The organism is Pseudomonas sp. KBS0707, from assembly GCF_005937945.2.
Taxonomy (GTDB): domain Bacteria; phylum Pseudomonadota; class Gammaproteobacteria; order Pseudomonadales; family Pseudomonadaceae; genus Aquipseudomonas; species Aquipseudomonas amygdali.
This window is the reverse complement of record NZ_CP041754.1, coordinates 3,168,184-3,195,084: the sequence shown is the minus strand read 5'-3', so window position 1 is coordinate 3,195,084 and position 26,901 is coordinate 3,168,184. Positions and strand designations below refer to the sequence as shown.

The following is a 26,901-nucleotide window of genomic DNA, read 5'->3' as shown; positions in this document are numbered from 1 at the left end:
ACAAGCGGGCGAAACGAAAACGGGGAAGCTTTCGCTTCCCCGTCGTATTCCGATTGTGTCGTTCGTCAGAGATTCTGCGAACTGACCACCATCGCCTGGGCGATATTCTCTTTCTGCTCCTGGGTGAAACCGTCCCAGATATTGGTCTTGGCGTAGTAACCCAGGCCAGCCAGGCAGTAAAGGCTAAGGGTCAGAACGATGACGATTGAAACAAAGGTCCAGCGGCCTTCGTCATCGTTTTCCCGAGTGAAGCTACGGGAATAGTTGTCCTCGGCGCTGCGGAAGAACAGCGCGGACGATAGGCGCTTGAGCCACTGGAACAAATGAACGACAACGATACGCAGCATGGGAAATCACCTCAAAGGTTAAAAGAAACGGGTCGTCCGCGATGCCGGTCACCGGCGTCGGGGTGCAAAAGCTGAAAACGAAAAAAGCCCGTCTATGACGGGCTTTCTTTTTATGATTCTGGTCAGAGGGCAGGGGATCGTGCATTCACACAAGTCGCGTTGGACACTGCGCAGGCCTGACGTTATTGCAACATTTTAAAACAAATGATTTGTGTGATCTACCCGGACACTGCAGTTGTCAGACAACTGGTCGTACCTGGAGGTGCGGCAAAACGTCGCTCCGGGTTGAGCGAGGCTTAGGAATACGGCGTGCTTTTGGTCAAGTCTTGTAATACTTATACAAAATACGAAACAGTTGTGTGTATTGTACGATCAACGCCCGTATTGATTTTCAGGACCGTATGAATACCCTCCAGGAGCCTCCGAGTTGCCTTCCCTTCACCGCTGATGGCTGGCCAGTGATATCCCATTCACCAGGCAGGCCGTTTGATTCGAACGCCGGTTTACCCTCTCTCTCGTGTTGCAATGGCCCCGACATGCCTGTGCATGGTCGCAAGGCACCTTTGCGCATGGCAATTCATTGCAGTGCGTGGCCAGCTGTGGCCAACGATGAGTTTTCCCGCCATTTTTCTCGTGAGGCTGCATAACTACCATGGAATGGATCGTTGACCCCACGGCATGGCTTGGCCTGCTGACCCTCATCGTGCTGGAACTGGTGCTGGGTATCGATAACCTGGTGTTTATTGCCATTCTGGCGGACAAACTGCCCCCCGAGCAACGCGACAAGGCGCGCGTCATCGGCCTGTCGCTGGCACTGATCATGCGCCTGGGCCTGCTGGCGAGCATCTCCTGGATGGTGACGCTGACCGAGCCGTTGTTCGAGATCTTCGACAAGACGTTCTCCGGTCGTGACCTGATCATGCTGTTTGGTGGTGTGTTCCTGTTGTTCAAGGCTACCATGGAACTGCACGAACGGCTGGAAGGCCATGTTGCCCAGCGCGCTGGTAACGCAGGTTATGCGTTGTTCTGGCCCATCGTTGCGCAGATCGTGGTACTCGACGCGGTGTTCTCGCTGGACGCCGTAATCACGGCCGTCGGCATGGTCGAACACCTGTCGGTGATGATGATTGCCGTGATCTTCTCCATCGGCCTGATGATGATTGCCAGCAAGCCGCTGACCAAATTCGTCAACAGCCGCCCGACAGTGATCATGCTGTGTTTGGGCTTCCTGATGATGATTGGTTTCAGCCTGACCGCCGAGGGCCTGGGTTTCCATATTCCCAAGGGCTATCTGTACGCGGCCATCGGCTTCTCGATCCTCATCGAGGTGTTCAACCAGATCGCCCGCAAGCGCAGCAAGAAGTCTGCTCATGGCCACCTGCCGCGTCGTGAACGGGCTGCCCATGCGGTGATGCGTCTGCTGGGCGGTCGCAAGCTGGAGTCTGGCGATGTCGATGAGGAAATCACCGACATGCTGGAAGGCGAAAGCAGCGAGCCGGTGTTTGACCGTCGTGAGCGGGTGATGATCAGCGGTGTACTGCAACTGGCAGAGCGGCCGATTCGCACGGTGATGACGCCGAGGGCCGAAATCGACTATATCGACTTGAAAGACGATGCCGAGAAAATCCGTCTGAAACTGATGCACTCGTCCTACTCGCGTCTGCCGTTGATTGGCGAGCGAGGCATCGATGAGCCGCTGGGCTTCTTGCACAAGAAAGAACTGTTCAAGGAATTGTTGTCCGGCAACGAGCCCGACCTGAAGCTGATGTCGCGCAAGGCAATCAACCTGCTGGAAAGCTTCACCATCCTCAATGCCCTGGAGCAGATGCGCAAGGAGTCGACGCACATCGCTTTTGTGGTCAACGAGTTCGGTGATTTCATAGGCGTGTTGAGCATGACCGACATTCTGGAATCCATCGCTGGCCAGCTGCCAGACGCCAGCGAAGTGGAAGGCCCGGACATCGTCAAGCAAGGCGAGGACTTCGTGGTATCGGGTGCCTTGAACCTGAGTCTGATTCGCGAACGCACCGGCTTCCAGGCCAAGGCCACCGAGGATTATCAGACCCTCGCCGGACTGGTCATGAGCCTGCTGGATCGCCTGCCGTCCACCGGCGATAGCCTGGACTGGCAGGGCTGGAACCTTCAGGTTGTTGGCGTGGAAGAGCGCCGGGTGACTCGGGTGTTGTTGCAGAAACAGCCTGATATGGGTTCTGGCAAATAAGCACGGAGCTGTAATACAAAACGGGGCCTGCTCATGTGAGCAGGACCCGTTTTCATGTGTGCGCCGCGCTTATTTTCGACGCGGACGCGACACCACAGATTCGATATTCTTGCGGCCGATCAGCTTGGGCTGCGCAGGTTCTTTGGCCATCGGCGCATCAGCCAGCCACTTGAACATCACCAGACAATCCACCAGCCCCAAGCGTGCGTGACGATAAGCCTTGGGCAAACGCCCGACTGTCTCAAAACCCAGCTTGGCCCACAGCGCGACAGCTACTTCATTGCTGGCCACCACCGAATTGAACTGCATCGCCAGAAACCCGCTGTCGCGCGCCAGTTGCTGCGAGTGCTCGCACATCAACCGCGCTACACCACGACCCCGCGCCGCATCCGTCACCATATAGCCGCAATTGCAGACATGATTCCCCGGACCTGCCGCATTGGCCTTCAAGTAATAGCTGCCCAACAGCTGGCCGTCTTCCTCGGCAATCAGCGTGTGCAGCGGCAGCTCCATCCACAGACTGCGGGCCTGCTCCTGAGTGACGGCAGGGTCGTAGGCGTAGGTTTCCTGAGCGATGACGACAGCCTGAAAGGTGGGCCAGAAGCGCTCGAAGTCTTCCGTGGTCATGGGGCGGATATGGATCATGGTGAGGCCTTGGTGGGTATGGCTTGAATTCCGGCGTGTACGTTAGCTTGGGTGTGCTACCACTTCCAGGCTTTTTCGGTGAACTCGGCGGTGGGGGGCAATACGGTGTGGAGAAAATTCAGGTATTTGTTGAACAGTACTTCGTCGACGAGGGTACGCACAGTAGTTTCTCCAACCGGCTTCGCGTTGGACCAAAATGTCAAATCTGTTTTTAATTCTAATCAATATAACGGTCCTGAATTAAAAGATCGTTTTAAATAATGGGGTGAGATATGCGGTCGCACCTTGAATCGTACATTTTTATAAATAAGTAGCAATTAGGACGGTTGTGCTGACCCGCGTAGAAGCAATAGTTGGCAGATGTCGATGTGTTTTGCTGGGTGGGGGTGAGGATAAGTATTGCAGCGCCCGTGTTGTCAGGCCGACCCATGATAATTTGCTATGGCTCGTGGCACCATCGCGTTTTTTGTGATCTTTGTGCAGCGATCTTGAAGAGTCGGCTTTGTCTGTAGTTCAAAGCCTACGTTGTTTTCAGATTTCTCCAGCTAAACCTGTCAGTCGCTGGCCTCTTATGGAGGTTCAGAATGATTGACACTGTTGCATCCGACTGGATCTGTTCATCGGGTTGCGATGTTGGAAATTAATCGCGACACCGCCTCTCGCGTTTTCAAGGATATTCAAATGTTGATGGACCTTGCAGCGATGTACTCGCCACAAAATAGACGTCTGTTCAAATTCAAAAATCTTGCCAATCCTGCGCAGGAGATGCTGCTGGAGTCTTTCAGTGGGACTGAGGGGCTTTCGTACGCCTATAGCTTTGAGCTAACGCTGCTATGCCAAGATTCCGGGATCAAGCTTAAGTCGATGATGGGTCAACACTCACTCACTCACTCACTCACTCATTGAGATTGAGCTTGCTGACGGATCTACACGCCATGTCGCCGGTTACATCACGCGCTTTGCCAGTGTAGGCAGCGATGGTGGTATCGCTCGCTACACCGCGACGCTGAACCCTTGGTTTTCAATGCTTGAAAACCGTATCGATAGCAGAATATTTCAGAACAAGACGGTAGAGGAGGTCGTTGCTCAGGTTTTTGCGTCATGCTCTGCCTATTCTCGCCATGAGTTTCGCCTCAGCAAACCGGCAAAACGCTATGGCTACATCACTCAGTATCGAGAGTCAGACTTTAATTTTGCCCAGCGTTTGCTCGAGCAAGAGGGGATGTTCTATTACTTTGAACATACCTCAGAAGGTCATACGATGATTATCTGCGATGACTCTACGAGGCTGGAGTCGTTGCCTAAGCAACCAAAGATTCGCTTCCACACAGCGTCAGTTACTGAGACCGCTGATTCAATAACTGATTGGCAGAGTAATCGTCAGCTTCAGGCCTCCAGAATATCAGTCCAAACTTTTGACTATTCTCAACCGCGCAATCGTCTGCCCGTGACAATTAACAGTATGAATATACAGGGCGATGTAGAAAATTTTGAGATTTACGATTATCCAGGTCAGTTCAGTCATAGCACCTATGACGAAGGTGGAGCTTTATTACGCTTACGAGTCGAAGCGCTTGAACTTAGAGGTAAAACCTTTCAGGGTTCCAGTAACTGCCGAGCCATGCAGCCCGGTTATAATTTTGAGCTGTTGCAGCATTATAATCACGACTGTGGTTCAGCAGAAGATAGGCAATTTCTGCTTATGAGCGTCCGCAGTGAAGGTCATAATAATTACTCAAATGATCAGCCAGCGAGCTATTTCAATACATTTTCTTGCGTAAGAAGAAAAATTGTTTTTCGTCCACAATCCGTCACACCACGGCCGACTATTTCCGGACCACAGACTGCCATAGTCGTGGGGGCGCCGGGCGAAGAGATATTTACCGACCGTCTCGGCCGAATAAAGGTCCAGTTCCACTGGGATCGAGAGGGTAATCAAGACGATAAGAGCTCTTGCTGGGTCCGTGTAGCCCAGTCTGGCGCAAGTAGTGGATTCGGATGCATTCAGATTCCTCGGGTTGATGATGAAGTAGTTGTAGTCTTTCTTGATGGAAATCCAGATAGGCCTTTGGTAATGGGTAGTCTATATAATAGCTGTAATATTCCACCTTGGTCTTTGCCTGCAAATAAGACGCAAAGTGGTTTTCTTACGCGTTCAATTAAGGGGCATGCTTCTAACGCCAATTTTTTCCGTTTCGAGGATAAGCCAGGGGCCGAGCAGGTCAGTCTACATGCTGAGCGTAATTTGGATACCGATATTGAAGTGGACGAGAGCCATGCTGTTGGAGGTGATCGGACAATCACAGTCAAAGGAAAGCATTCAGAAACTATCAAGCTAGAAACAAGCATCGCTGTTGAAGAAGGATCGTATTTCGTTACTGTAGATAAAGGAGAGGTGAAAATAAAGTCTGCTGAGTCAATTACTCTTGAGGTTGGGGCTAGTAAGCTGATAATGAACAAAGATGGGACGATCACTATCTCGGGCGTAATGGTGAACGTAGAAGGTACGACGAAGATTAATCTCAACAAAGATAAATAACTTTATAAATGAGCAGCCGGACAAGGAATAGCCTAATGCGAAGAACAAGTTTGTTCGACCGTATTTCAGAAGCCCGCATTCGTGAAGAGAAACGTTTGGAAGAGGAGCGTTTGGCGCAAGCGATTGTTGACGCCATTCCAGTACCTGAGCGGTTTCATACCAATGAGCTTAGTTTTATTCGCCCTCTGGGTTTCAAGGACAAGACTTTTCATGTATACACGCTTACAGATGTCGGGCCTAGCCCCTTGTCTGTAGTGATAGGACGTACCTCTATCGAAGGAGATAAAGATCTAGAATATTTATCTCAGCTGCTACTAGCTGATCTGAAAAAAGCACTTTCGCATCTGGAGTGGGTCGAGCCCCTTTTTCCTGTGGAGGTGGCGGGAGTGGAGGGACGACGTGTTGAGTTCAAATGGCGACAGCAAGGAACTCCCGTACATCAGCTCCAATTTATCTTTTTGCATTACGATGAGCACCGACATCCAGTTCTTATGCAGATAACAGGGACTAGTAACCATTCAGGCGGGATGACTGCTGAAGAAAAAGCAGCCTTTCATTTATTGGTTGAAACTCTAGAGTTGCGGTTTTATCCAAGTTCAGGTCAGTCGGTAGATCAGAAATGAGCGCTGCTGCTCGCCTTAATGATCCAATCGAGCACACAGGCTCGCTGACAGGACTGCTCGCTGGCCTTGCGATTGGTGCAATTGGTGCGGCGTTAGTTGTCGGGACAGGCGGCTTGGCTGCCGTTGCTATAGTTGGTGCGTTTGCTGCGACCGGGGCTGGTGTAGGCCAACTGATCGGAAGCCTATCGTGCTGCAATCACCAAACTGGCCAAATTTTGAGTGGCTCGAGTAATGTGTATATCAATGGTGAGCCTGCAGCCAGAGCACACGCTGATCAGGCAAAATGCGATGAGCATAGTTCCACGCCGCAAGTTATAGCTCAAGGTAGTAGTAACGTCTACATCAATGGCCATCCTGCCGCCCGAGTCGGAGATTGCACTGCATGTGATGCCAAGATTGTAGTTGGCTCGAGTAGCGTATTTATTGGAGGAGGAACTGAAACTACTGATCCTATCAATCCCGAAGTTCCTGAGTTGTTAACGCGAGGTATTTTGCTTGTCGGTCTGGCTAGTGCGTTTGTCCTCGTAAGCCCTGTCATTGTAATAGCTGGGCTAGTCGGAGGTATCGCTGGAGGCACTGTCGGAAGTTTGGGCGGAGCGCAGTTATTTGGTGAGGGCACCGACGGACAAAAATTAATGGCATTCGGCGGTGCTTTATTGGGCGGCGGCCTGGGTGCAAAAGGAGGCAAATGGTTTGACACTCGCTATGACATAAAAGTACAAGATGTAGGGTCGAATTTAGGCAATTTGAAAATCACTCCGAAAGGGGCTACAAAGGTTTCAAATATTGCGGAGTCCGAAGCTGCGCTTGGTCGTGCATCACAGGCCAGAGCCGACCTTCCGCAAAGTAAAGAGTTGAAGGTAAAAACTGTTTCATCCAATGATAAGAAAACATTAAGCGATTGGGGTAATAAAAAGCCCGAAGGGTACGAGAGGATTTCTGCGGAACAGGTCAAGGCTAAGTCTGAAGAAATTGGGCATGAGGTGAAATCACACCCATACGACAGGGATTATAAAGGGCAGTACTTTTCATCTCATGCAGAGAAACAAATGTCAATCGCAAGCCCAAATCATCCTTTAGGTGTTTCGAAGCCTATGTGTACTGATTGTCAGGGCTACTTTTCTCAGCTGGCTAAGTATAGTAAGGTTGAACAGACAGTAGCAGATCCTAAAGCGATACGTATTTTTAAGACCGATGGTTCTGTTGAAACAATTATGAGGTCGGAATGAATAACAAAAGTAAAATTTTGATTGAAAAGCTTCTTTTTGAGGTTGCGAAGTCGCCTGAGGGTGAGCTGACACTTCCTCTCAGAAAGCTTTTGTGGAACACCATTACTGAAGATGAGGTAGCTGCTAATAAGAAAGTTATCTTGACCGCTTTAGATGTGATGTGTGTTAGGCAGGGCGTAAATTTTTGGATAAAGAAATTTGGAGATAATGAGCCGTTAAACTGTATTCTAAACATTGCTCTTGAAACTGCTGAGGGGAAATTTGACGAGGCGAAAGCACTTGGTCTCAGGGATGAATTCTATGTTTCAATAGTTGAAGATCAAGAGTACGAGGCCGAAGAGTATCCGGCAATGTTTGTTGGGCATGCTGCTGCTAATACAATTGCAACAGCTGTTGACGATTTTCAATTTGAGCCATATGACCATCGCGTAGATCGCGACTTGGATCCCGAAGGATTCGAGTCTAGCTATCTTGTCGCGTCAGCTTTTGCAGGCGGATTGTCTGAGGATGGAGATCCAAAATTACGCCGTGCTTTTTGGGAATGGTACCTGTCGATTGCTGTGCCGCAAATTGTGTGAGTTCATTAATTGACGCTTTGGCCCTGCAACCTGAATCTCTGCATGCTACTTATGGATGTGGAGATTTGATGGCGGTGACCAAGGGTTGAAACCCTGAAGGACTGAACATGCTCAATCTGGATTGGCTCGGCAACCACATGCATCACAGCGATACGATGGCGCTTTGGCTTCATCGACAGTTTGATTACGAATTCGCATCGCAATCACTCGCTGACTGGCAACTCGATTTTTCTCAAGGACAGGCAAATGGTCGTTGGAAATGCTTGATTGCCTTGGAGGATGGTGAGTTGTTGGGCGGTGCCGCGCTGGCCAGCGACGATCTAGCTGAGCGTCCCAATCTGAGGCCTTGGCTGGGGTGTGTTCTGGTAAAGCCTGAGGCGCGAGGCAGGGGCGTTGCAGTGCTGTTGATTGATGGCATTTGTAGTCATGCAAGGTCTGTCGGTATCACCACGTTGTATCTGCATACCCACGATCAGCACAGGTTCTATGCCAAGCGCGGTTGGAGTGTGTTGGAGCGTATTGAGGCGTGGGGCAAGGAGCATTATTTGATGTCGCAGGATCTCTAGAGATCCTGTGTTGCATCGGCAAATGTAGTGCTCAGCGTTGATCCGCTTGTTACTCAACCAACTGCACCAGCTCAGGCTCCATCGAATCTGCGCCCATCTCAATCAACGCCAGCGTCACTGGCAACTTGAAACGCCGCCGCCCGGCGCTGCCCGGGTTCAGATACAGCGTGTCGCCGCGCCAATCGATGAGGGGTTTATGTGAGTGGCCAGTAACGACCAGTTTCACGCTGTCATCCAGTAGCGCCGGAACATCGGCGATGTCGTGAACCAGCAGGGTTTGCCAGCCTTCGATGTCGAAGCGCAGGTGATCGGCGATGTTTTTTGCCCACTCGGCGTCCTGGTCGTTGTTGCCGCGCACGATGTGCAGGGGGGCGATGGCGCTGAGTTGCTCGACGATGTTCTGGCTGCCGATGTCACCGGCATGGATGATGGCTTCGCAGCCCTCAAGCGCCGTAATGGCTTCAGGACGAAGCAGTCCGTGGGTGTCGGAAATCACGCCAACTTTCATCAGGGGCCTCGGGTCAGGAGCGGGGTAGGGAGGCAGTGTAACCCTTTGAGTTCGAATGGTTGATGGGGGACTGTGGCGTGCGACGCTCAGGAAGTATCCGCGCGTCGCAACCTCAAGACCGTGTCAGGCCTGACCAACCTTGATTACCACCTTACCAAACGCGCCTCTGGCCAAGTGCTCGTATGCCTCGCGAGCTTGCTCAAACGGGTAAGCGTGATCTATTACCGGACGAATCTTGTGCTCGTTGAGAAAGGCGTTCATCCGGTCAAACGACGAGCGAGGTGCTACGGCGATACCGCGAAAGGTGGTCTGGCGGAAGATCATCGGCATCAGGTTCAGCGCCGAAGTCTGGCCGGTCAGAAAACCGATCTGCGCGATGCTCCCGCCCGCTTTGGTGGCCGCAATCGAATGATTGATGCCGTCGCCACCGGCTACGTCCAGTAACAGGTCCACACCCTTGCCGTCGGTGAGTTTCACTACTTCGTCTGCCCACTCGGGATGGGTTCGATCAGCAGGAATGTCGTACGGTTAATTGATTTTGGTTGCCAGTATAGGCCCGTAAGGTCGTCGCCATTGCGGTCTACAGTTTCCCCAAGCAGGGACTCTGCGAAGCTAGCTAAAACCTGCGGTCTAGAACTTTGTTCGCGGAAGTCAACCTGGTTTGCTTTTAGGTAGTCGACGAATAGGCCAACTGCCCTACAGGCATCTCGTTGCCAAGCAGCAGAACGGGTACGCCCCAGGTCAAGAAAATATTCGAGCAATGGCCACATGGCAGTTGGTTGGCCCTGATAGTCATCAAAGAGATAGAGTACATAGTGGCTCTGCCCCTCGACTCCATGCCCTAGTATGAGGGTATGCACGACAGTGTGGTAGCTGGATATATTCGACATAATGCTAGGAGGGTGTAGACAAAATAAATTAAACTTTCACTCCCTTGTCTGAATAGCCCTCAAGCCATGCCTAAAACCGGACGTCCTCGCTCGATTGCCGCCGAGCACTATCCCGTGCTGGTGAAACTCGCTCATGCACAGCCCTATTCCAGCCAGGCCGAATTGGCGCTCGTATTCTTCGCCGAAACCGGTATCACTGCGCATCCCGACACCTTTGCAAAAGCGTTGAAAATGGCAGGGATTACGCGTGTAAAGCAGCGGGCCAAGGGAAGTTTTCAGTCACCTGAACCTAATAAAGCCTATGGCTACAATGAAACCCACCGCCGCCAACTGCCGGAGCAGCTATATCCGAGTTGCTTGACAGATACCGAGTGGGCACTGGTCGCCGACCTGTTTGAAAGCCAGGGCGGACGAGGAGTGCCACCGCTTCACTCTCGGCGCACGTTGCTGGAAGCCTGTTGCTATGTCGTACGCACGGGGTGCTCATGGCGAATGCTACCCCGCGATTTTCCTCATTGGGACAATGTCTACAAAACGTTCCGCCGGTGGAGCGCTCAAGGCAAGTTCGAGCAAATGCATGATCGCTTGCGAGCTCAATGGCGTGAGCGGGAAGAACGCGCTGACAGCCCGTCAGCAGCGATCCTGGATTCACAGTCGACCCGCAGTTCTCCTCAAGGCGGTGACAGCGGCTACGACGCAGGCAAAAAAGTGAAGGGGCGTAAACGAAGTCTGATTGTCGATACATTGGGCCTGCTGCTGGCTGTCAGTATCAGTGCTGCAAGCGTGCAGGATCGTGACGCGGCGGATGATGCGGTGGCGTACTCGAAGGAAAAATATCCGTCACTGAGCACGCTTTTTGTTGATAGTGCGTACGCAGGAAAATGGGCACAGCGCACCCATCAACTGCACGCTATCGATGTTCAAGTGATCCGTGGCCCGAATAACAGAAGAACAGGGCAATGGCACTCTGAACAAGGCGATCTATTTTCCGTGGAGCCTGTTCAGACTGGATTTGTGGTCATGCCCAAGCGATGGGTAGTGGAGCGAACTCATGCCTGGAATGAGAGAGCTCGGCGACTGATCATGCATCATGATCGCCTTTTTGCGGTAAGCGAGGCATGGGTTTGGTTGGCCGAGGCTCGAATACTCGCGCGCCGACTCACTACATGATTTTGTCTACACCCTCTTAGGAGGGTGTAGACAAAATAAATTAAACTTTCACTCCCTTGTCTGAATAGCCCTCAAGCCATGCCTAAAACCGGACGTCCTCGCTCGATTGCCGCCGAGCACTATCCCGTGCTGGTGAAACTCGCTCATGCACAGCCCTATTCCAGCCAGGCCGAATTGGCGCTCGTATTCTTCGCCGAAACCGGTATCACTGCGCATCCCGACACCTTTGCAAAAGCGTTGAAAATGGCAGGGATTACGCGTGTAAAGCAGCGGGCCAAGGGAAGTTTTCAGTCACCTGAACCTAATAAAGCCTATGGCTACAATGAAACCCACCGCCGCCAACTGCCGGAGCAGCTATATCCGAGTTGCTTGACAGATACCGAGTGGGCACTGGTCGCCGACCTGTTTGAAAGCCAGGGCGGACGAGGAGTGCCACCGCTTCACTCTCGGCGCACGTTGCTGGAAGCCTGTTGCTATGTCGTACGCACGGGGTGCTCATGGCGAATGCTACCCCGCGATTTTCCTCATTGGGACAATGTCTACAAAACGTTCCGCCGGTGGAGCGCTCAAGGCAAGTTCGAGCAAATGCATGATCGCTTGCGAGCTCAATGGCGTGAGCGGGAAGAACGCGCTGACAGCCCGTCAGCAGCGATCCTGGATTCACAGTCGACCCGCAGTTCTCCTCAAGGCGGTGACAGCGGCTACGACGCGGAAAAAAAAGTCAAGGGGCGTAAACGAAGTCTGATTGTCGATACATTGGGCCTGCTGCTGGCTGTCAGTATCAGTGCTGCAAGCGTGCAGGATCGTGACGCGGCGGATGATGCGGTGGCGTACTCGAAGGAAAAATATCCGTCACTGAGCACGCTTTTTGTTGATAGTGCGTACGCAGGAAAATGGGCACAGCGCACCCATCAACTGCACGCTATCGATGTTCAAGTGATCCGTGGCCCGAATAACAGAAGAACAGGGCAATGGCACTCTGAACAAGGCGATCTATTTTCCGTGGAGCCTGTTCAGACTGGATTTGTGGTCATGCCCAAGCGATGGGTAGTGGAGCGAACTCATGCCTGGAATGAGAGAGCTCGGCGACTGATCATGCATCATGATCGCCTTTTTGCGGTAAGCGAGGCATGGGTTTGGTTGGCCGAGGCTCGAATACTCGCGCGCCGACTCACTACATGATTTTGTCTACACCCTCTAGGGAAACTCTGAAAAAGACTTCCTAACTTTGGCAAAATCTCCGGACACCAGTCGCCGAGCTTTTCGATGATGAAACAGATGACCTTCGCCGACGCCGAGTATGCCGGCAAGCGCAAGCAGACCCGTAAGGAATTGTTCCTGATCGAGATGGATCAGGTGGTGCCCTGGAAAGGTTTGATTGCCCTGATTGAGCCCTATTATCCAAAAGGAGAAGGTGGCCGGCCCGCCTACCCACTGATGGCGATGCTGCGTGTTCATCTGATGCAGAACTGGTTCGGCTACAGCGATCCGGCGATGGAAGAAGCGCTGTATGAGACGACCATCCTGCGTCAGTTTTCAGGCCTGAGCCTGGAGCGCATTCCAGACGAAACCACGATTCTCAACTTCCGTCATCTGCTGGAAAAGCACGAGTTGGCGACCGGGATTCTCGGCGTAATTAATGGTTATCTGGGCGACCGTGGCTTGTCGTTGCGTCAAGGCACCATCGTCGATGCCACGCTGATCCACGCGCCCAGTTCGACCAAGAACAAGGATGGCAAACGCGATCCTGAGATGCATCAAACCAAGAAAGGTAACCAGTACTATTTCGGCGCCAAGGCTCACATCGGCGCCGACGACGAGTCAGGCCTGGTGCACAGCGTGGTAGTAACAGCGGCCAATGTGGCAGACGTCACGCAGGTTTCATTGTAGCCATAGGCTTTATTAGGTTCAGGTGACTGAAAACTTCCCTTGGCCCGCTGCTTTACACGCGTAATCCCTGCCATTTTCAACGCTTTTGCAAAGGTGTCGGGATGCGCAGTGATACCGGTTTCGGCGAAGAATACGAGCGCCAATTCGGCCTGGCTGGAATAGGGCTGTGCATGAGCGAGTTTCACCAGCACGGGATAGTGCTCGGCGGCAATCGAGCGAGGACGTCCGGTTTTAGGCATGGCTTGAGGGCTATTCAGACAAGGGAGTGAAAGTTTAATTTATTTTGTCTACACCCTCTAACGAAGACCTGAAGGCCTGACTGTTCTCGGTCAGGCCGATGAGTGTGTGGTTATACCCACTATCGACTGTGCTTTATGAGGTGCCGGTGATTGTTAATGCCTGTCGAGCATTAACAGACATCAGACAACTTCACTTATAAAATAAAGCAGATAATGAGGCCGGGAAGTTGTAAAGCGTGTGGAGCATGGTCGTCTCCTTCCGTTCCATTGATAGAGATCACTGTTCGTCGTCTTTTTATGTGATTCTGCAGGCCTGAAAAAAAGTCTATAAAAGTTTTAAACTTCTTGAGTGTCGCTCGGGTCATTAAAGTGTACGCCACACATTTCAGCGTTCACTGCCAATGACTCAAAGGACTCTTATTATGATTCGCGACGACCGTATTGCTCCAGGCTCCCCTGTGTATCAAGACACGCATGCTATGGCTCCTCTGCTTAAACGAATTTCCTGGAGCGCTATTCTGGCCGGTGTTGTATTGGCCATGGTTGTTTCGCTGTTGTTGAACCTGTTGGGCACTGCCATTGGAAGTGCCAGTATTGACCCAATGCAGGAAGCCAACCCGTTGTCCGGAATTGGCACAGGTACGGGTATCTGGGTTGTTGTCAGCTCGGTCATCTCGCTGTTTGTCGGTGGTTGGGCGGCTGGCCGTCTGGCTCAGCGTGAAGGCGCTTTTCATGGTCTTCTGGTGTGGGCGAGCGTATCGCTGATTACTGTCTATCTGGTGTCCAGTGCGGTAACAGGTGTCGTGCGTGGTGGCCTCAATCTGGCAGGCAGCGGTATGTCGGCACTGGGCAGCGGTATTGCTCAGGTATCGCCGGCCGTCGGCGGCAAGATTCAGGATCAGTTGCGCGCTCAGGGTATTGATTTCAATCTGGACGATATCCAGGGTGAAATTGAAACAGCCATGCGCCAGACCGGTAAAGCCGAGCTGAACCCTGACAACGTCAAGCAGGAAGCTCAGGCAACCCAGGAAGATGCTCAGAACACTGCCAAACAAAGTGCACAAAATCCTCAGCAAGCCGATGAGCAATTGGGTGGCCTGATGGACCGCATCAAAGCCAAAGGTGACCAGGCGTGGGATGCTGCTGACCGTCAGGCGCTGGTTAATCTGATCAAGGCGCGTGGCAACAAGACTGATGCCGAAGCCAATCAGATCGTCGATCAGGCTCAGGCCAGCTATCGCCAGGCTTATGCCAAGTATCAGGAGCTGAAAGCTCAGGCAGAACAGAAAGCCCGTGAAGCGGCTGAAGTGACCGCCAAACGTGTTTCGCAAGGTGCCTGGATTCTGCTGATCACTCTGGTGATCTCGGGTCTGGTAGCAGCAGGTGCCGGTGTACTGGGTCGTCGTACTCAGCCGCCAGCCAAAGTTGTTGCTGCTGTCTGATCTAATGCAGCAAGACTGAACTGAAGTACCAGACGGGGAGCGTTAATCGCTCCCCGTTTTTATTTCAGCGTTCGATATCAGGTTGGTGAAGATCATCCTCGGCTACACGTTGGTGAAGTCCATCCCTCAATCTTTTACCTCATCATCGTGAGGCTCTACAGCTGCGTAACAGGGCAACTTTCAAGGAGCAAATACTCTAACAGCGTTCTGCCGGATATATATTCAATCTCAACGCAGGATGCGGACAATGAGCCCGTCAGATTCAGCTGAGTGGTTTATCCGTTCTGGTTTCAAGCGGTTGTGCCAACTGCCGCCAGCCATAAAAAGCGAGCGCGGTAAGCAGTGCACTGAGCCAGACAATCACGCCAGCCCATAATGTGTGGGACATGAAATGCCAGCCTTGAACCACTCGCGTGGTGCCGTAGATTGCGCCCAATAAGGTCGATGCATAGAGGATTGCCTTGGCGTGACGCCAGGAGTAACGGCGTGCAACGAAATACAATGCCACCATGGTAAAACCACCCGAAGCATGACCTCCTGGCCAGCAACGACCCGCGCCCGCTTCATGGAACAGCCTGAAGTTTTCGAACCACTCCTTTTTCTCCATTGTGCCGCCATACAGAGTGGTTTCCACAGGGCAGTAAATGCTCGTGTGACTTTTGAAAAAGTGGATCATGCCGGTGATCACCGCGAAAGAGACCACGACAAACAGCAGGTCACGACGGTGACGAGCAGTGAAGCGTAACAATGGCGCTACCCGAGCGGTTTCCAGCAGGCCAATCATTCGGTCATTGCGCCCGGGTTTCAGCAGTGGCCATATAAAGGACAGCAACAGCCCGATCACCGCGGCTTCTCCCGTCCAGTCGGGGATGATCCTCGGCCAGCGGTGGGTCAGATTTTCAAATCGGCGGTCATGCTCAAACGGAAATACCTGAAGCGGGTAGTACAGCCAGTTGCTGATCGCTTCGTCGAGCGAAGTAAGATCAAAAACGACAAAGGTCAACAGCGCTATTGCCATCGGCACGCCGAAGTTCCACGCATAGAATCTTGATTTTTCGCTTTGCACTCTTTTTATTCCATAGTCATTTGCGTGGTTTGAGAGTTCATATCGATGTGCGCAAGTCTTCTGCGAGGCAGAATATACGTAGCCGCCTGTTCAATTCCTAGCGGGAGTTTCATGAAAACCGTTTCATTCAGCTTTGGCATTTTTTTCACATGTTATTGACCCGACGATGACGCGTCCTTGATTAAGCTGGCGGCCTTATAAGGACAGAGCCAGCGTGTTCGGCTGTCCATTGAACAGGCAGGCATGCGGGGCAACTTGATGAAAAGTTATGGTAAATCCGCGTTCAGGGCATCTTCGCTTCTGAGCGGCAGGATAAACGCTGTTCTGATGGCGGCCGCCATTGTGATTTCCTTGCTCGTGTTGACGGGGTACACCTATTGGCCGCGTTCGCCAGTTCGGCTTGTTCAGGGCGAGAATCTGGCCATGTCCGGTTTGTATGCCAGCTGGAAGAAAGGTGATGTGATGGTACTGGTTCGCCACGGCGAACGCTGTGACCGCTCCAGCAACGAGTGCCTTGGTGCAAACGACGGCATCACTCGCTACGGCAGTTCCGTTTCGACAGATGTCGGCCGGTCGTTCAGCGAACTCGGGCTCGCACACACCGATGTAATAACCAGCCCCTTGACCCGCACCGCCCAGACCGCACAAGCCATGTTTGGCCATCCGGTGGAGGCCCAGGAATGGTTGTACAACTGTGACGAGACAATGCTGAATGAGGTCGTGGCGCACAAGTCTCTGAATCGAAATCTGATTCTGGTGACGCACAGCGGTTGTATCGGTCAGCTGGAAAGTCTGCATGGGTATCCTCATGCTGCCACCAGCGAGTACGACAGCGCGCTTTTCATTTCGCTCGACAGTCGGGGTAAAGCGGTTATCCGGGGGGTTATAAACCCGGAGGACTGGACGCAACTTTCCCGGCTTCATCTGCTGCGGCATTGAACCCAGGTGTATTTTCGCGTTGTCAAATTTCTGTTTATTTATACACAAGGGTGAGTCTTGGGTTGTGCAGGCGTGAAAAGTGTTTAAGAGCTGTTCAACAATTATTCAACAACTCACTGTTTATAATTTATTGCCCTGTGCCTGTCGGTATCCTCTTTCTCATCAAACCGGTATCTTCCTTGATGACGTCTCGTGTGCGTTCGCCATTGCTGTTGCTGCTGTGTGTCTTGCTGTTTTTTCTCGCACTGGGAAATCACCAGTTGCAAAATTCGACGGAGCCGCGCGTTGCTGGCATCGCCATGGAAATGCACTTGAGTGGCAACTGGATTACGCCGAAACTGAACAACCAGCCTTTCCTGGAAAAACCGCCGATGAGTGTGTGGCTGGATGCGGCGGCTATTCGGGTGTTCGGTCCTGCCCCATGGGCGGTGAGACTGGCTTCTGCCTGCGCCGGCCTGCTCAGCGTGTTGCTGCTTTACAGCATGCTGCGGCGTTTCGGCCGGCCGGTATTCGTGGCCTGGGTAGCTGCTTTCATGCTGGCGACCCAGGCCAGCTTTTGGAGCAATTCGCGGCAAGTGGGCGAGGACGCCTTGCTGGCGCTGGGGGTAACCACGGCCTTGCTGGCATTCTTCCATGCCAGTAATCGCCTGCGTGGTGACGGACTCTCTACAGCGCCCTGGTTGCTGTTCACGCTGGGTATCACACTGGCGACCCTGAGCAAGGGCGTGCTGGGGCTGGCAATGCCGGGCGTGGTGATTTTCGCCTGGCTTGTTTGCGAGTCGTTGCAGAACAAACGCATTGCTATTGCTCACTGGTTGCGCCCGGCAATGTTCACCCTTGTTGCTCTGATTCCGCTGCTCGTGTGGCTGTGTTTCCTGTACGGACAGGGTGGCACGCAATCATTGAAGGACGTGCTGTGGACCAACAGCGTTGGACGCTTCAGTGGTTCCTTCGAAGAGGCGGGGCACTACGAACCTGCCTATTACTACCTGACAAAACTGCTTGAAGCATTTTTGCCATGGAATATCCTGGTTTATCTGGGGTTGTGGCATTTTCGAAAGCGGTTAATGGCCAATCGTTATCTGCTGTTCTTCGCCCTGTGGTTGGGCGCGCAGTTCCTGCTGTTGTCGCTGGCCTCCAGTAAACGCATGGTTTATCTGATGTCGCTGGCACCTGCGGCGGCAGTGATTGCTGCGGAATATGCTTTTGTTCTGGGTGAGCGATTGCAGGCTCGTTCGGGACGCTCATTTTTTGCGGCGTCGATCGTGAGGAATGGAAAGGCGCTCATGGCTGCAGGCGTTGTGCTGGTTGTAGCGAGCTATCTAAGTGCAGCCCTATGGCTCGCGCCACAAGCCGACAGGCAGTTGTCATTTCTGCCGCTGACCGACAAAGTCCACACCCTGCAGGTGCAGGGACGGCAGGTTGCCTTGTTCCAGCCCAGCGAACGGCTGGCGGGGGCCAGCGTGTTCTATAGTCAGAGCCTTCTGAAAACACTCAATAGTAACGCTGAATTGACTGGTTTTCTTACCAGCGCTGACGGCAATGTCGCTGTGATGGAAAGCATGCAGCCACCCGAACCGCCTCTGCAGATTATTGACAGCGTAAAGGTCGGGGATCGTGTCTACTATTTCGTCAGTCAGGCACCAGGGGCAGGGGCTGTCAGTAACTGACAGCCCCTCTGTACGGCGGGCGGAGCAGGGCCATTCATATGGCCTGACTGCTGGTTAACTGGTCATAGGGTGTCCACCGCTTCTGCGGGATAGGCAAATCGCATGATTCACCACGACCGATGGGGAAGTAGTGAAAGCCGCGCGTTGCCAGCCGTTCGGTGTCATACAGATTCCGGCCGTCGAAGATGATCGGTGCATTCAGCCGCTGCTGTATCAGCTCGAAATCCGGGGCTTTGAACTGTTGCCACTCGGTGCAGATGATCAGCGCATCGGCATCGTTGAGAACGGACTCAGGTGTTCCCATTAGAATCAGGTCCTTGCGATGACCATATATGCGTTGGGTTTCCTGCATGGCCTCGGGGTCGAATGCCCGCACGCTGGCCCCGGCTTCCCACAGTGCTTCCATGAGCATGCGGCTGGGAGCGTCGCGCATATCGTCGGTATTGGGTTTGAACGCCAGCCCCCATAAGGCAAACGTCTTGCCGCGCAGGTCGCCCTGGTAGAACGCATTGACCCGTTCGAACAGCTTGTTTTTCTGCCGCTCGTTAATCGCCTCGACCACAGACAGCAGGTCATTGGAGCAATGCGCCTCTCTGGCGCTGTGAATCAGGGCGCGGATGTCCTTGCCGAAGCATGAGCCGCCATAGCCGCAACCGGGGTAGATGAAGTCATAACCAATGCGTGAGTCGGCACCGATGCCCAGCCTGACGGACTCAACGTCTGCGCCCAGATGTTCTGCCAGCTCGGCGATCTGGTTGATGAAACTGATTTTGGTCGCCAGCATGCAGTTGGCGGCGTACTTGGTCAGTTCGGCGCTGCGCAGGTCCATGAACATGATGCGGTCATGGTTGCGGTTGAACGGTGCATACAGCTCGCGCATGACTTTGCGCACCGCTTCATTTTCGCAGCCGATGACAATCCGGTCCGGGCGCCGGCAATCGTTGACCGCCGAGCCTTCCTTGAGAAACTCGGGGTTGGACACTATATCGAACTGCAACAGGCGACCGGCCTGACGCAATACCTTGTCGATATGGCCTCGCAAGGCGTCGCCACTGCCGACCGGCACGGTGGACTTCTCGACGATGATCAGCGGCTCGCAGCGATGCCGGGCAATGGCTTCGCCTACCGCAAAAAAACCGCCGAGATCGGCCGAGCCATCTGCTCGGGAGGGCGTGCCAACCGCGATGAAAAGCACCTCGGCATGCTCCACCGCCAGTCGCTCGTCGGTGGTGAAGTGCAGACGTTCATGATCCAGATTGTCACGCACGAGATTGGCCAGTCCAGGCTCGTAAATGTGTACCTGACCCTGACGCAGTTGATCGATTTTGGCCTGGTCAATGTCCATGCAGACAACATCATGGCCGACTTCGGCAAGTACGGTCGCTTGTACAAGACCTACATATCCGCTACCGAAAACGCTGATTCTCATGGGAAAGATCCTGAAGTGACGGGCTGGAGATGCGCCGCAGGTTGATGGTCAAGACACCTGCCACGATCAGCGTGACACCCACAGTTTTCGATACCGTGAACGTCTCGTGGAAAAATGGCAGAGTTGCAGCCAGCGTATAAACCAGTGCATAGCTGATACTGAGGAGCGAATAGGCACGGCTGAGGGGCAAATCACGCAGCGCCAGCAGCCAGAAAAGCATGGAGAGTGCATAGGCTGTGATTGAGGCGCAGATGACGGCGATGGCACTGGACTGAACCTGCCCGATGTCCTGCAGGTCGAGCCATTGTCCAGGTGAGGGCAGGCGGCTCATGCTCCAGCGCATGCCCAATTGCGCCGAACTGACCAGTGCAACGCTGGTCAAGGCGCACATCGTTGCGCTACGGCGGGTCATGCCTGACGTCCCAGCTGAAATACGCCTACAAGGATCAACGCGATACCAAGCCAGTGCTGTGGGTCAACCGGCTCTTTGAAAACATAGCGTCCCACCAGGGTGATCAGCACGAAGTTGAGGCCCAGCATGGGATACGCGATGCCTACATCCATGCGTTGCAACACCAACAGCCAGACCAGCAGACCCAGCCCGAGGCATGCGATCGCCAGCCACAGCCACATAGAACGCAGTGCAGCCAATACGCCGGGAAATGTCTCGCGCCAGCCTTCCACAGCGTACTTTTGCGCGATCTGGCCCAGGCACGTCAGCAGGCATGCGCTCAGGAGCATCAGCCAGGTCATGGCGCTGACTTCTCATAAATGAGGATGGCCAGGTTGCCTTCGTCTTAACGCTGGCCATCCTTGGGAAGCAGTTCAAGCTCCCGCAACTCCTCATCACTCTTGCCGCGCATGATCACGCCGACCCGGCCTTCGCTTCGTGCTTTTGTAACCCAGGCGTCGATGCCCTGCAGACGGACTTGGCGGCCCTGTACATCCGGATAGCCCAAGCCGTATTCAAGCTCGCCCCAGGTATTGAAAAGCGTAATGTCCGGTCGTTTCAGGCGCCACGACAGGGCAGAGGCAGCGCCCAGATCATTGCTCAGCAAATGTGTACAGGCTGCCAGCTCCGCTTGATGTCTGGCGACAAACTGGTCGGGAGTCTTGTTGTACACCACGTCGTTTGGCAGGGCCGCGGGCAGCAATACGATCAGCAACCAGCTTCCCACCGCTGGCAGCGCCCAGAAGGTCAAAGGGCGGATGCCTTGCAGGGCGTTGGTGAGCGTCCACCCGGTAAGTACGATGACCGCCAGCAACAAGTGCATCGGTTCGTTTTCGTACACGGGCTGTTTCAACTGCACGTAGATCAGCGCTAAAAGTCCGAGGAAGGTCAATGCTGCGTTAACTATTCCGTTAACACGCAACGCCCTGCCACGGCCTTGATTGAGATGTTCGACCAGAGCGTCAGCCATGAGCAATGCCAGCGGCAGCAGGCAAGGCAGTATGTAGGTCGGCAATTTACCTTTGCTCAGGCTCAGAAATGCCAGCGGCAGGACCAGCCATAGCAGCAGGAAGGCAGTGTCGGGCCTGCTTTTTCGTTGCCAGGCCTGCTTAAACGTCACTGGCAGCAGCAGCGCCCAAGGCAGGCACGCGGCGATCAGCAGAGGCAGGTAGAACCACCAGGGTTGGGCATGCTGCGCATTGTCCCCGGCAAATCGGCGAATGTGCTCGTGCCAGAAAAAGTAACGCCAGTAGTCGGGCTCTTGCTGGTGTACCGCCAGCGCCCATGGCAGACAGACCGCAATGGCAATCACCACCGCAAGCGGGCCGAACCTGAGCAGTTCAGTCAGGCGTCTTTGCCATAGCATGTAGGGCAGGGTGATGATGGCCGGTAACGCCCAGGCCAGAAATCCCTTGGTCATGAACCCCATACCGCAGGCTACGCCGACCACCGTCCAGGCTACCAGGCGGGCTCGGTCGATGCTGTGCACGGCGTACCAGAACGCTACCAGCGTCAAGTTGGTCCAGAGGGTAAATTGCGGGTCGAGATTGCTGTAACCGGCCTGGCCGGCGACGAAACCGAAACTCATGAAAAGCAGTGCGCTGGCGAAGCTTTTGCGCGGGTCGCTCCAGATCTTTCCTGCCAGCAGGTAGGCCAGCAAGACACTTAAACCGGTGCTTATCGCCGAAGCAATGCGCACGCCGAACAGGTTCTCGCCAAAGACCGCTTGGCCCAAGGCAATCAGCCAGTAGCCGGCAGGCGGTTTTTCAAAGTAACGCAAGCCCATGAAGTGCGGGGCGATCCAGTTGCCGCTGTGAAGCATTTCCTGGCTGATCTGGGCATAACGGGTTTCATCGGGAATCCACAAACCATGGAAACCCAGCGGTAGCAGGTAGGCCAGCAAGAATGCCGCTAACAGGAGTGCGCCATCACGGTATCTGGAGTGCATCACTGTTGCACCCCCAGCCAGCCTTCGCGACCGGGCAGGTGACCGCGAACAACTTGTCCGCAAGGCAGTTGCTCGATGGATTCAGGCAGCAGCTGGCCCAGCGGGTTGAACTCGATTTCCCGTGCATCGGCCTGCCTTAAAAGCTGCCTGAAGCCGTCCGCCATGACAATGCCTTCGACTTCAGCATGAATGGTGTAGACGTTGAGCCGTTGCGCAGCGAAGCGGTTGAGGATGTATTCGTTGAAAGCACCTGGCTGGAGCTGTGGACCGACCACCTCGTCGAAGGTCGGCAAGTCCACCGGGATCTGCGGCGTGCCGAGTCTGCCATCAGCCAGTAACGGGCGAAACAGGGTAGCGCCGCGACTGTCGCTGTTGTAGCGGAAGCCAAACGCCTGCTTGGCCTGCACGACATGCTGGTCGGCACGCCAGCCCGCTGCTGCGGAGCAGATCACCGGGTTGCCTAAAATGTCGCTCAGACAGTCGACCCCACGGTGTATCTGTGCGGTCAACTGGCGATCGTTCCAGCGTCCGGCATTGGCTTGCCAGCCATGATGATCCCACGCATGCAGGCCGACCTCGTGGCCTGCATCCAGAGCGCGACGCATCAACGGGCCAAGGTCACGTCCTATCGGCTTGCCCGGCCACGCCGTACCCGCCAGCAGAATATCCCAGCCATACAGGCTTGCTGCTCTGGAGCGAAGCATCTTCCAGAAAAACGTGGGCCGTGCGAGACGCCACAGGTGACGTCCCATGTTGTCGGGGCCGACGCTGAAAAAGAACGTCGCCTTGACCTGAGCTTCATCGAGTATGTCCAGCAACCTCGGCACGCCTTCACGGGTGCCCCTATATGTGTCGACATCGATTCTTAAGCCTGCCTGCATCAGCGCATATCCGCCTTTTCAGCCATGGCTTCGCGAAGGAAGAAGTCCAGGGTTTTGCCAATCGTTTCGCTCAGCTCGATACCTGGTGTCCAGCCAATCAACTGTCGGGCGTTGTCGATACTCGGTTTGCGATGGCTGACATCCTGATAACCCTTGCCATAAAAGGACTGGCTTTCTACTTCGCGAAAGCCTGCGAATGGCGGGAAGTTGCCGCGCAACGGGTGCGCTTCGAACTGGCGCAGCAGCTCTTCACCCAATTGGCGAATGCTGGCTTCATTGTCGGGGTTACCGATGTTGATGATCTGACCATTACAGCACCCATCACGATTTTCGATAATCCGCGCCAGCGCCTCGATACCGTCGGCGACATCGGTGAAACAGCGCTTCTGGGCCCCGCCGTCCACCAGCCGAATCGGCGTACCTTCCACCAAGTGCAAAATCAGTTGGGTGATGGCCCGAGAACTGCCGATACGCGCCGAGTCCAGTCGGTCCAGGCGTGGGCCCATCCAGTTGAACGGGCGAAACAGGGTGAATTGCAGGCCTTTCTGACCATAGGCCCAGATCACGCGGTCCAGCAGTTGCTTGGACACCGAGTAGATCCAGCGCTGCTTGTTGATCGGGCCAACGATAAGGTTCGATGTGTCTTCGTTGAAGCTTGCGTCCTGGCACATACCATAGACTTCGGACGTTGACGGGAAGATCACCCGCTTGTTGTACTTCACGCAGTAACGGACGATCTTCAGGTTTTCTTCGAAATCCAGCTCAAACACCCGCAACGGGTTGCGGGTGTATTCAATCGGTGTAGCGATGGCCACCAATGGCAGCACCACATCGCATTTCTTGATGTGATACTCGATCCACTCGGTGTGGATGCTGATGTCGCCTTCGATAAAGTGAAAGTTCGGCTTGGTTCGCAGGCGCTCAATGGCGTCTGAACCGATGTCCATGCCGTAGATGTCGTAACGATCGTCCTGCAACAGGCGTTCTGACAGATGATTGCCGATGAAACCGTTGACGCCTAGGATCAGCACGCGGGTACGGCGGGCCGGGCGGCGCTTTTCTGTATCGAGCAGTTGCGAGCCTTCCACCAGCCCGAACTCGCGAGCCAGTTGTGCCCCACTGAGGTACAAGCCGTTGTCGCCGCGCTGCCCTGCGTTGATCACCAGCGAACCCTCACCGCAGGCGATACGCAATGGGTCGTGACTGATGACCGTGCCGGGTGCTTCGCCGTTGTTGCCTGCTTCGGCACTGGCGGCCCAGACAATCAACTTGTTTTCGCCTACCGCGCAAAATGCGCCAGGGTAGGGCTGCGTGACTGCCCGTATCAGGTTGTACAGTTGCGTGGCCGGAAGCGACCAGTCGATCAAACCGTCGGCCGGGGTGCGGCGACCGAAACAGCTTGCACGGGTTTCGTCCTGCGGCGTGCCTGAAAGTTGCCCGAGGGCAAGCAGCGGTAGCGTTTCACTAAGCAGGTCAGCGGCGGCTTCACGCAGTTTGCCGTGGAGCGTCAAGGCTGTATCGGTGGAACTTATCGAGACGCGTTGCTGAGCGACTATCGGCCCTGCATCGGCGCGCTTGACCATCTGATGCAAGGTCACGCCGGTCTCGCTTTCGCCATTGACCAGCACCCAGTTCGCCGGCGCTCGCCCGCGATAGCGTGGTAACAGCGAGCCATGCAGATTCAATGCGCCTTTTTTCGCGCAGGCCAGTAACGGATCACCGAGAAGTTGGCGGTAATAGAAGGAAAAGATGAAGTCAGGGGCCAGTTTATCGATGCGTTCTACCCACAAAGGATGATTAGGGTCCTCAGGAGCATGTACGGGAATGCCATGTCGCGCGCACAGCTGAGCCACGGAACCGAAGAAGGTTTTTTCCTTGGGGTCGTCGGCGTGAGTGAAAACTGCAGCAATTTCATAACCTGCGCCCAGCAGCGCTTGCAGGCCGACACAGCCAATATCGTGATAGGCGAAAACGACAGCTTTAGGGCTCATGGCGCAACCTTGTTCATATAGGGAGTTACAGAGGAATCAACGCTTTCGCTGACAACTTCGGACGAGCTGCGCACGACTTTTTCAATGAAGAAGCGCGGGCGCGCGCGGACATCGCTGTACATTCGGCCCAGGTATTCACCCAGTAATCCCATACCGATGAACTGCCCTCCGGTGAATACGAACAACACCGCAAACAGCACGAACGTGCCGTCACCGGCCCATGGCGCACCGAAGATCAGACGCAGAATGATCAGTAACGCAGCGAACAGCACACCGAGCAGCGCCATGCTGAAGCCGATAATGCTGAGCAGGCGCAAGGGCGTAGTGGTCATGCAGGTGATCAGGTCAAACATGAGGTTGACCAGGCGCATGGGGCTGTATTTCGAGTCGCCATGTTCACGTTCAGCGTGATCGACCAATACCTCCGTCGTGTGCCGCGCAAAACTGTTGGCCAAAATCGGAATGAAGGTGCTGCGCTCCCGGCAGGCCAGCATTGCATCGACAATCGTGCGCCGGTACGCGCGCAGCATGCAGCCGTAATCACTCATAGCTACGCCGGTGGAACGCTGTACTGCCACGTTGATGATCTTTGATGGCCAACGTCGCCATGCGGAGTCCTGACGATTGCTGCGCACTGTGCCGACAACGTCATATCCCTGCTCTGCAAGCGCCACCAGCCGGGGAATTTCCTCGGGAGGGTTCTGCAGATCAGCGTCGAGGGTGATCACCACATCACCTTTGCACTGCTCGAACCCAGCCATAATCGCTGCGTGCTGACCGTAGTTACGATTCAGAATCACCGCAACGAAGGGGCTGGCGCTGCGCTCGGCGGCCTGCTGAAGAATCTCTGCCGAGTCGTCGCGACTGCCGTCATCCACCAGCACGATTTCGAAGCGGTGATTCAAGTGTTTACAGGCCGCTTCAGTACGCCGTAGCAACTCGGGCAAGCTCTGGCGCTCGTTGTAGACAGGGATGACAATCGACACAAACTTGATTGGGTAGGGTCTCAATGGCTGGATTCCACGGTCGATTCAATGGCACTGACAACCCGCTCGACATCATCCAGCGTCATGTCAGGGAACAGGGGGATAGAGCAAAGCCTTGATGAGTTCCATTCGGTGTCTGGCAGGCAGACGTCAGGGAAACGTTTGCGGTAATAGCTGTGCAGGTGAGTCGCTATGAAGTGGATGCCGGTGCCGATGTTTTGAGCCTGCAAGGCCTTCATGAACGCGTCGCGATCCAGCCCGCAGCGCTCGGGATCAATGCGCAGAATGAACAAGTGCCAGGCGTGGTGCTGGGCGTAGCGGGGCAGGGCGAGGGGCAGGACCGGGCTAGAGGCCAGCCGTTCGAGATAGTGGCTGGCGAGCGCCTGACGCTTTGCATTGATTGCGTCAAGGCGTTGCAACTGGACCAGGGCAATACTCGCATTCAGGTCGGCCAGATTGTATTTGAAGCCTGGCTCCATGACTTCTGCCTGGGGTTTGCGACCCAGCGTCAGCCGGTCGTAGGCGTCGACACCCAGACCATGAAATTTAAGTTGGCGCACCCGATCAGCCAGTTGTGCATTGAATGGTGGTCACGTGCGGGGCACGATGCCGGGCAGCCAGCAGCCCAGTTACGTAAGAGGGCGCTCATCGAC

21 protein-coding genes and 6 pseudogenes are annotated in these 26,901 nt (G+C 54.4%); 12 read left to right on the top strand and 15 right to left on the bottom strand.

What is annotated here, in order from left to right; translation table 11 throughout:
• Positions 1-65: 65 nt before the first annotated feature.
• Positions 66-347, bottom strand: a complete 282-nt coding sequence (locus tag FFH21_RS15045; RefSeq protein ID WP_002553776.1) for a hypothetical protein — start codon at positions 345-347, stop codon at positions 66-68.
• Positions 348-999: 652 nt separating this feature from the next.
• Between FFH21_RS15045 and FFH21_RS15040 the strand changes: the two genes are divergently transcribed.
• Positions 1,000-2,568, top strand: a complete 1,569-nt coding sequence (locus FFH21_RS15040) for a TerC family protein (RefSeq protein WP_004665092.1) — start codon at positions 1,000-1,002, stop codon at positions 2,566-2,568.
• A gap of 69 nt (positions 2,569-2,637) precedes the next feature.
• Here FFH21_RS15040 and FFH21_RS15035 read toward each other — a convergent pair whose 3' ends face one another.
• Positions 2,638-3,213, bottom strand: coding sequence for a GNAT family N-acetyltransferase (locus tag FFH21_RS15035; protein ID WP_004658458.1), 576 nt, complete (start codon positions 3,211-3,213; stop codon positions 2,638-2,640).
• A gap of 56 nt (positions 3,214-3,269) precedes the next feature.
• Positions 3,270-3,356, bottom strand: a pseudogene (locus FFH21_RS30340) (permease); the annotation flags it as partial.
• A 538-nt stretch (positions 3,357-3,894) separates the two neighbouring features.
• Here FFH21_RS30340 and FFH21_RS15030 point away from each other — a divergent pair.
• From FFH21_RS15030 to FFH21_RS15010, 5 genes and pseudogenes are all read left to right on the top strand, one after another.
• A pseudogene (locus FFH21_RS15030) lies at positions 3,895-5,752 on the top strand (type VI secretion system Vgr family protein).
• A 35-nt stretch (positions 5,753-5,787) separates the two neighbouring features.
• Positions 5,788-6,375 carry a DcrB-related protein gene (locus tag FFH21_RS15025; protein ID WP_041924568.1) on the top strand — a complete coding sequence of 196 codons (588 nt, stop codon included), beginning with the start codon at positions 5,788-5,790 and terminating at the stop codon, positions 6,373-6,375.
• Positions 6,372-7,604, top strand: a complete 1,233-nt coding sequence (locus FFH21_RS15020) for a PAAR domain-containing protein (RefSeq protein WP_011168804.1) — start codon at positions 6,372-6,374, stop codon at positions 7,602-7,604. Before FFH21_RS15025 ends, FFH21_RS15020 begins: the two co-directional genes overlap by 4 nt.
• The gene (locus FFH21_RS15015) at positions 7,601-8,182 is read left to right on the top strand and encodes an Imm5 family immunity protein (RefSeq protein WP_041924567.1); all 582 of its coding nucleotides are present in this window, start codon (positions 7,601-7,603) and stop codon (positions 8,180-8,182) included. Before FFH21_RS15020 ends, FFH21_RS15015 begins: the two co-directional genes overlap by 4 nt.
• Positions 8,183-8,289: 107 nt before the next feature.
• Entirely contained in the window at positions 8,290-8,748 is a 459-nt protein-coding gene (locus FFH21_RS15010; RefSeq protein WP_011168803.1) for a GNAT family N-acetyltransferase, read from the top strand.
• Positions 8,749-8,797: 49 nt separating this feature from the next.
• On the opposite strand, the gene FFH21_RS15005 is transcribed toward FFH21_RS15010, so the two are convergent.
• Together FFH21_RS15005 and FFH21_RS15000 are read right to left on the bottom strand one after the other, a co-directional pair.
• On the bottom strand, positions 8,798-9,256 hold the full coding sequence (locus FFH21_RS15005; RefSeq protein WP_004658452.1) for a metallophosphoesterase family protein: 459 nt from the start codon (positions 9,254-9,256) through the stop codon (positions 8,798-8,800).
• Between the two features lie 123 nt (positions 9,257-9,379).
• Positions 9,380-9,763 (bottom strand): annotated as a pseudogene (locus FFH21_RS15000) (zinc-binding dehydrogenase); the annotation flags it as partial.
• Between the two features lie 449 nt (positions 9,764-10,212).
• Here FFH21_RS15000 and FFH21_RS14990 point away from each other — a divergent pair.
• The 3 genes and pseudogenes from FFH21_RS14990 to FFH21_RS14980 all read left to right on the top strand — a co-directional run.
• Positions 10,213-11,316: an IS5-like element ISPsy19 family transposase gene (locus tag FFH21_RS14990; protein WP_004663854.1), complete on the top strand. Its 1,104-nt coding sequence runs from the start codon at positions 10,213-10,215 to the stop codon at positions 11,314-11,316.
• 78 nt (positions 11,317-11,394) lie between these two features.
• Positions 11,395-12,498, top strand: a complete 1,104-nt coding sequence (locus tag FFH21_RS14985; RefSeq protein ID WP_011167789.1) for an IS5-like element ISPsy19 family transposase — start codon at positions 11,395-11,397, stop codon at positions 12,496-12,498.
• Positions 12,499-12,585: 87 nt separating this feature from the next.
• A pseudogene (locus tag FFH21_RS14980) lies at positions 12,586-13,197 on the top strand (IS5-like element ISPsy2 family transposase); the annotation flags it as partial.
• On the opposite strand, the pseudogene FFH21_RS14975 reads toward FFH21_RS14980, so the two are convergent.
• Positions 13,194-13,445: pseudogene (locus FFH21_RS14975) on the bottom strand (IS5/IS1182 family transposase); the annotation flags it as partial. The pseudogenes FFH21_RS14980 and FFH21_RS14975 sit on opposite strands and share 4 nt — an antisense overlap.
• A 422-nt stretch (positions 13,446-13,867) precedes the next feature.
• On the opposite strand from FFH21_RS14975, the gene FFH21_RS14970 reads away from it, so the two are divergent.
• Positions 13,868-14,887: a hypothetical protein gene (locus FFH21_RS14970; RefSeq protein ID WP_011168801.1), complete on the top strand. Its 1,020-nt coding sequence runs from the start codon at positions 13,868-13,870 to the stop codon at positions 14,885-14,887.
• 262 nt (positions 14,888-15,149) lie between these two features.
• Here FFH21_RS14970 and FFH21_RS14965 read toward each other — a convergent pair whose 3' ends face one another.
• Positions 15,150-15,953, bottom strand: a complete 804-nt coding sequence (locus FFH21_RS14965) for a phosphatase PAP2 family protein (protein ID WP_004662208.1) — start codon at positions 15,951-15,953, stop codon at positions 15,150-15,152.
• Between the two features lie 258 nt (positions 15,954-16,211).
• Here FFH21_RS14965 and FFH21_RS14960 point away from each other — a divergent pair, with 258 nt between their 5' ends.
• Positions 16,212-16,892 carry a histidine phosphatase family protein gene (locus FFH21_RS14960; protein ID WP_011168799.1) on the top strand — a complete coding sequence of 227 codons (681 nt, stop codon included), beginning with the start codon at positions 16,212-16,214 and terminating at the stop codon, positions 16,890-16,892.
• A 182-nt stretch (positions 16,893-17,074) separates the two neighbouring features.
• Positions 17,075-18,562 carry a glycosyltransferase family 39 protein gene (locus FFH21_RS14955; RefSeq protein ID WP_004665474.1) on the top strand — a complete coding sequence of 496 codons (1,488 nt, stop codon included), beginning with the start codon at positions 17,075-17,077 and terminating at the stop codon, positions 18,560-18,562.
• 34 nt (positions 18,563-18,596) lie between these two features.
• On the opposite strand, the gene FFH21_RS14950 is transcribed toward FFH21_RS14955, so the two are convergent.
• The 8 genes and pseudogenes from FFH21_RS14950 to FFH21_RS14915 form a co-directional block, all read right to left on the bottom strand.
• The gene (locus tag FFH21_RS14950; RefSeq protein ID WP_004667617.1) at positions 18,597-19,991 is read right to left on the bottom strand and encodes a UDP-glucose/GDP-mannose dehydrogenase family protein; all 1,395 of its coding nucleotides are present in this window, start codon (positions 19,989-19,991) and stop codon (positions 18,597-18,599) included.
• The gene (gene arnF / locus FFH21_RS14945) at positions 19,969-20,403 is read right to left on the bottom strand and encodes a 4-amino-4-deoxy-L-arabinose-phosphoundecaprenol flippase subunit ArnF (RefSeq protein ID WP_004667618.1); all 435 of its coding nucleotides are present in this window, start codon (positions 20,401-20,403) and stop codon (positions 19,969-19,971) included. Before arnF ends, FFH21_RS14950 begins: the two co-directional genes overlap by 23 nt.
• Positions 20,400-20,744: a 4-amino-4-deoxy-L-arabinose-phosphoundecaprenol flippase subunit ArnE gene (gene arnE, locus FFH21_RS14940; protein ID WP_004662222.1), complete on the bottom strand. Its 345-nt coding sequence runs from the start codon at positions 20,742-20,744 to the stop codon at positions 20,400-20,402. The genes arnF and arnE overlap by 4 nt, the downstream gene beginning before the upstream one ends.
• A 44-nt stretch (positions 20,745-20,788) precedes the next feature.
• Positions 20,789-22,390, bottom strand: a complete 1,602-nt coding sequence (gene arnT, locus FFH21_RS14935) for a lipid IV(A) 4-amino-4-deoxy-L-arabinosyltransferase (RefSeq protein ID WP_011168797.1) — start codon at positions 22,388-22,390, stop codon at positions 20,789-20,791.
• A complete protein-coding gene (gene arnD, locus FFH21_RS14930; protein ID WP_011168796.1) occupies positions 22,390-23,271 on the bottom strand; it encodes a 4-deoxy-4-formamido-L-arabinose-phosphoundecaprenol deformylase in 882 nt (293 codons plus the stop codon). The genes arnT and arnD overlap by 1 nt, the downstream gene beginning before the upstream one ends.
• A complete protein-coding gene (arnA, locus tag FFH21_RS14925; protein ID WP_011168795.1) occupies positions 23,271-25,262 on the bottom strand; it encodes a bifunctional UDP-4-amino-4-deoxy-L-arabinose formyltransferase/UDP-glucuronic acid oxidase ArnA in 1,992 nt (663 codons plus the stop codon). Before arnA ends, arnD begins: the two co-directional genes overlap by 1 nt.
• On the bottom strand, positions 25,259-26,272 hold the full coding sequence (arnC, locus tag FFH21_RS14920; protein WP_004665471.1) for an undecaprenyl-phosphate 4-deoxy-4-formamido-L-arabinose transferase: 1,014 nt from the start codon (positions 26,270-26,272) through the stop codon (positions 25,259-25,261). The genes arnA and arnC overlap by 4 nt, the downstream gene beginning before the upstream one ends.
• Positions 26,269-26,829: pseudogene (locus FFH21_RS14915) on the bottom strand (DegT/DnrJ/EryC1/StrS family aminotransferase); the annotation flags it as partial. The pseudogene FFH21_RS14915 and the gene arnC, both read right to left, overlap by 4 nt.
• Between the last annotated feature and the right edge of the window lie 72 nt (positions 26,830-26,901).

What these genes read in the sequence shown, in the direction of transcription:
- FFH21_RS15045 (WP_002553776.1), bottom strand. Translation starts at nt 347, where the DNA reads ATGCTGCGTATCGTTGTCGTTCATTTGTTCCAGTGGCTCAAGCGCCTA.
- FFH21_RS15040 (WP_004665092.1), top strand. Translation starts at nt 1,000, where the DNA reads ATGGAATGGATCGTTGACCCCACGGCATGGCTTGGCCTGCTGACCCTC.
- FFH21_RS15035 (WP_004658458.1), bottom strand. Translation starts at nt 3,213, where the DNA reads ATGATCCATATCCGCCCCATGACCACGGAAGACTTCGAGCGCTTCTGG.
- FFH21_RS15025 (WP_041924568.1), top strand. Translation starts at nt 5,788, where the DNA reads ATGCGAAGAACAAGTTTGTTCGACCGTATTTCAGAAGCCCGCATTCGT.
- FFH21_RS15020 (WP_011168804.1), top strand. Translation starts at nt 6,372, where the DNA reads ATGAGCGCTGCTGCTCGCCTTAATGATCCAATCGAGCACACAGGCTCG.
- FFH21_RS15015 (WP_041924567.1), top strand. Translation starts at nt 7,601, where the DNA reads ATGAATAACAAAAGTAAAATTTTGATTGAAAAGCTTCTTTTTGAGGTT.
- FFH21_RS15010 (WP_011168803.1), top strand. Translation starts at nt 8,290, where the DNA reads ATGCTCAATCTGGATTGGCTCGGCAACCACATGCATCACAGCGATACG.
- FFH21_RS15005 (WP_004658452.1), bottom strand. Translation starts at nt 9,256, where the DNA reads ATGAAAGTTGGCGTGATTTCCGACACCCACGGACTGCTTCGTCCTGAA.
- FFH21_RS14990 (WP_004663854.1), top strand. Translation starts at nt 10,213, where the DNA reads ATGCCTAAAACCGGACGTCCTCGCTCGATTGCCGCCGAGCACTATCCC.
- FFH21_RS14985 (WP_011167789.1), top strand. Translation starts at nt 11,395, where the DNA reads ATGCCTAAAACCGGACGTCCTCGCTCGATTGCCGCCGAGCACTATCCC.
- FFH21_RS14970 (WP_011168801.1), top strand. Translation starts at nt 13,868, where the DNA reads ATGATTCGCGACGACCGTATTGCTCCAGGCTCCCCTGTGTATCAAGAC.
- FFH21_RS14960 (WP_011168799.1), top strand. Translation starts at nt 16,212, where the DNA reads ATGAAAAGTTATGGTAAATCCGCGTTCAGGGCATCTTCGCTTCTGAGC.
- FFH21_RS14955 (WP_004665474.1), top strand. Translation starts at nt 17,075, where the DNA reads ATGACGTCTCGTGTGCGTTCGCCATTGCTGTTGCTGCTGTGTGTCTTG.
- FFH21_RS14950 (WP_004667617.1), bottom strand. Translation starts at nt 19,991, where the DNA reads ATGAGAATCAGCGTTTTCGGTAGCGGATATGTAGGTCTTGTACAAGCG.
- arnF (WP_004667618.1), bottom strand. Translation starts at nt 20,403, where the DNA reads ATGACCCGCCGTAGCGCAACGATGTGCGCCTTGACCAGCGTTGCACTG.
- arnE (WP_004662222.1), bottom strand. Translation starts at nt 20,744, where the DNA reads ATGACCTGGCTGATGCTCCTGAGCGCATGCCTGCTGACGTGCCTGGGC.
- arnT (WP_011168797.1), bottom strand. Translation starts at nt 22,390, where the DNA reads ATGCACTCCAGATACCGTGATGGCGCACTCCTGTTAGCGGCATTCTTG.
- arnD (WP_011168796.1), bottom strand. Translation starts at nt 23,271, where the DNA reads ATGCAGGCAGGCTTAAGAATCGATGTCGACACATATAGGGGCACCCGT.
- arnA (WP_011168795.1), bottom strand. Translation starts at nt 25,262, where the DNA reads ATGAGCCCTAAAGCTGTCGTTTTCGCCTATCACGATATTGGCTGTGTC.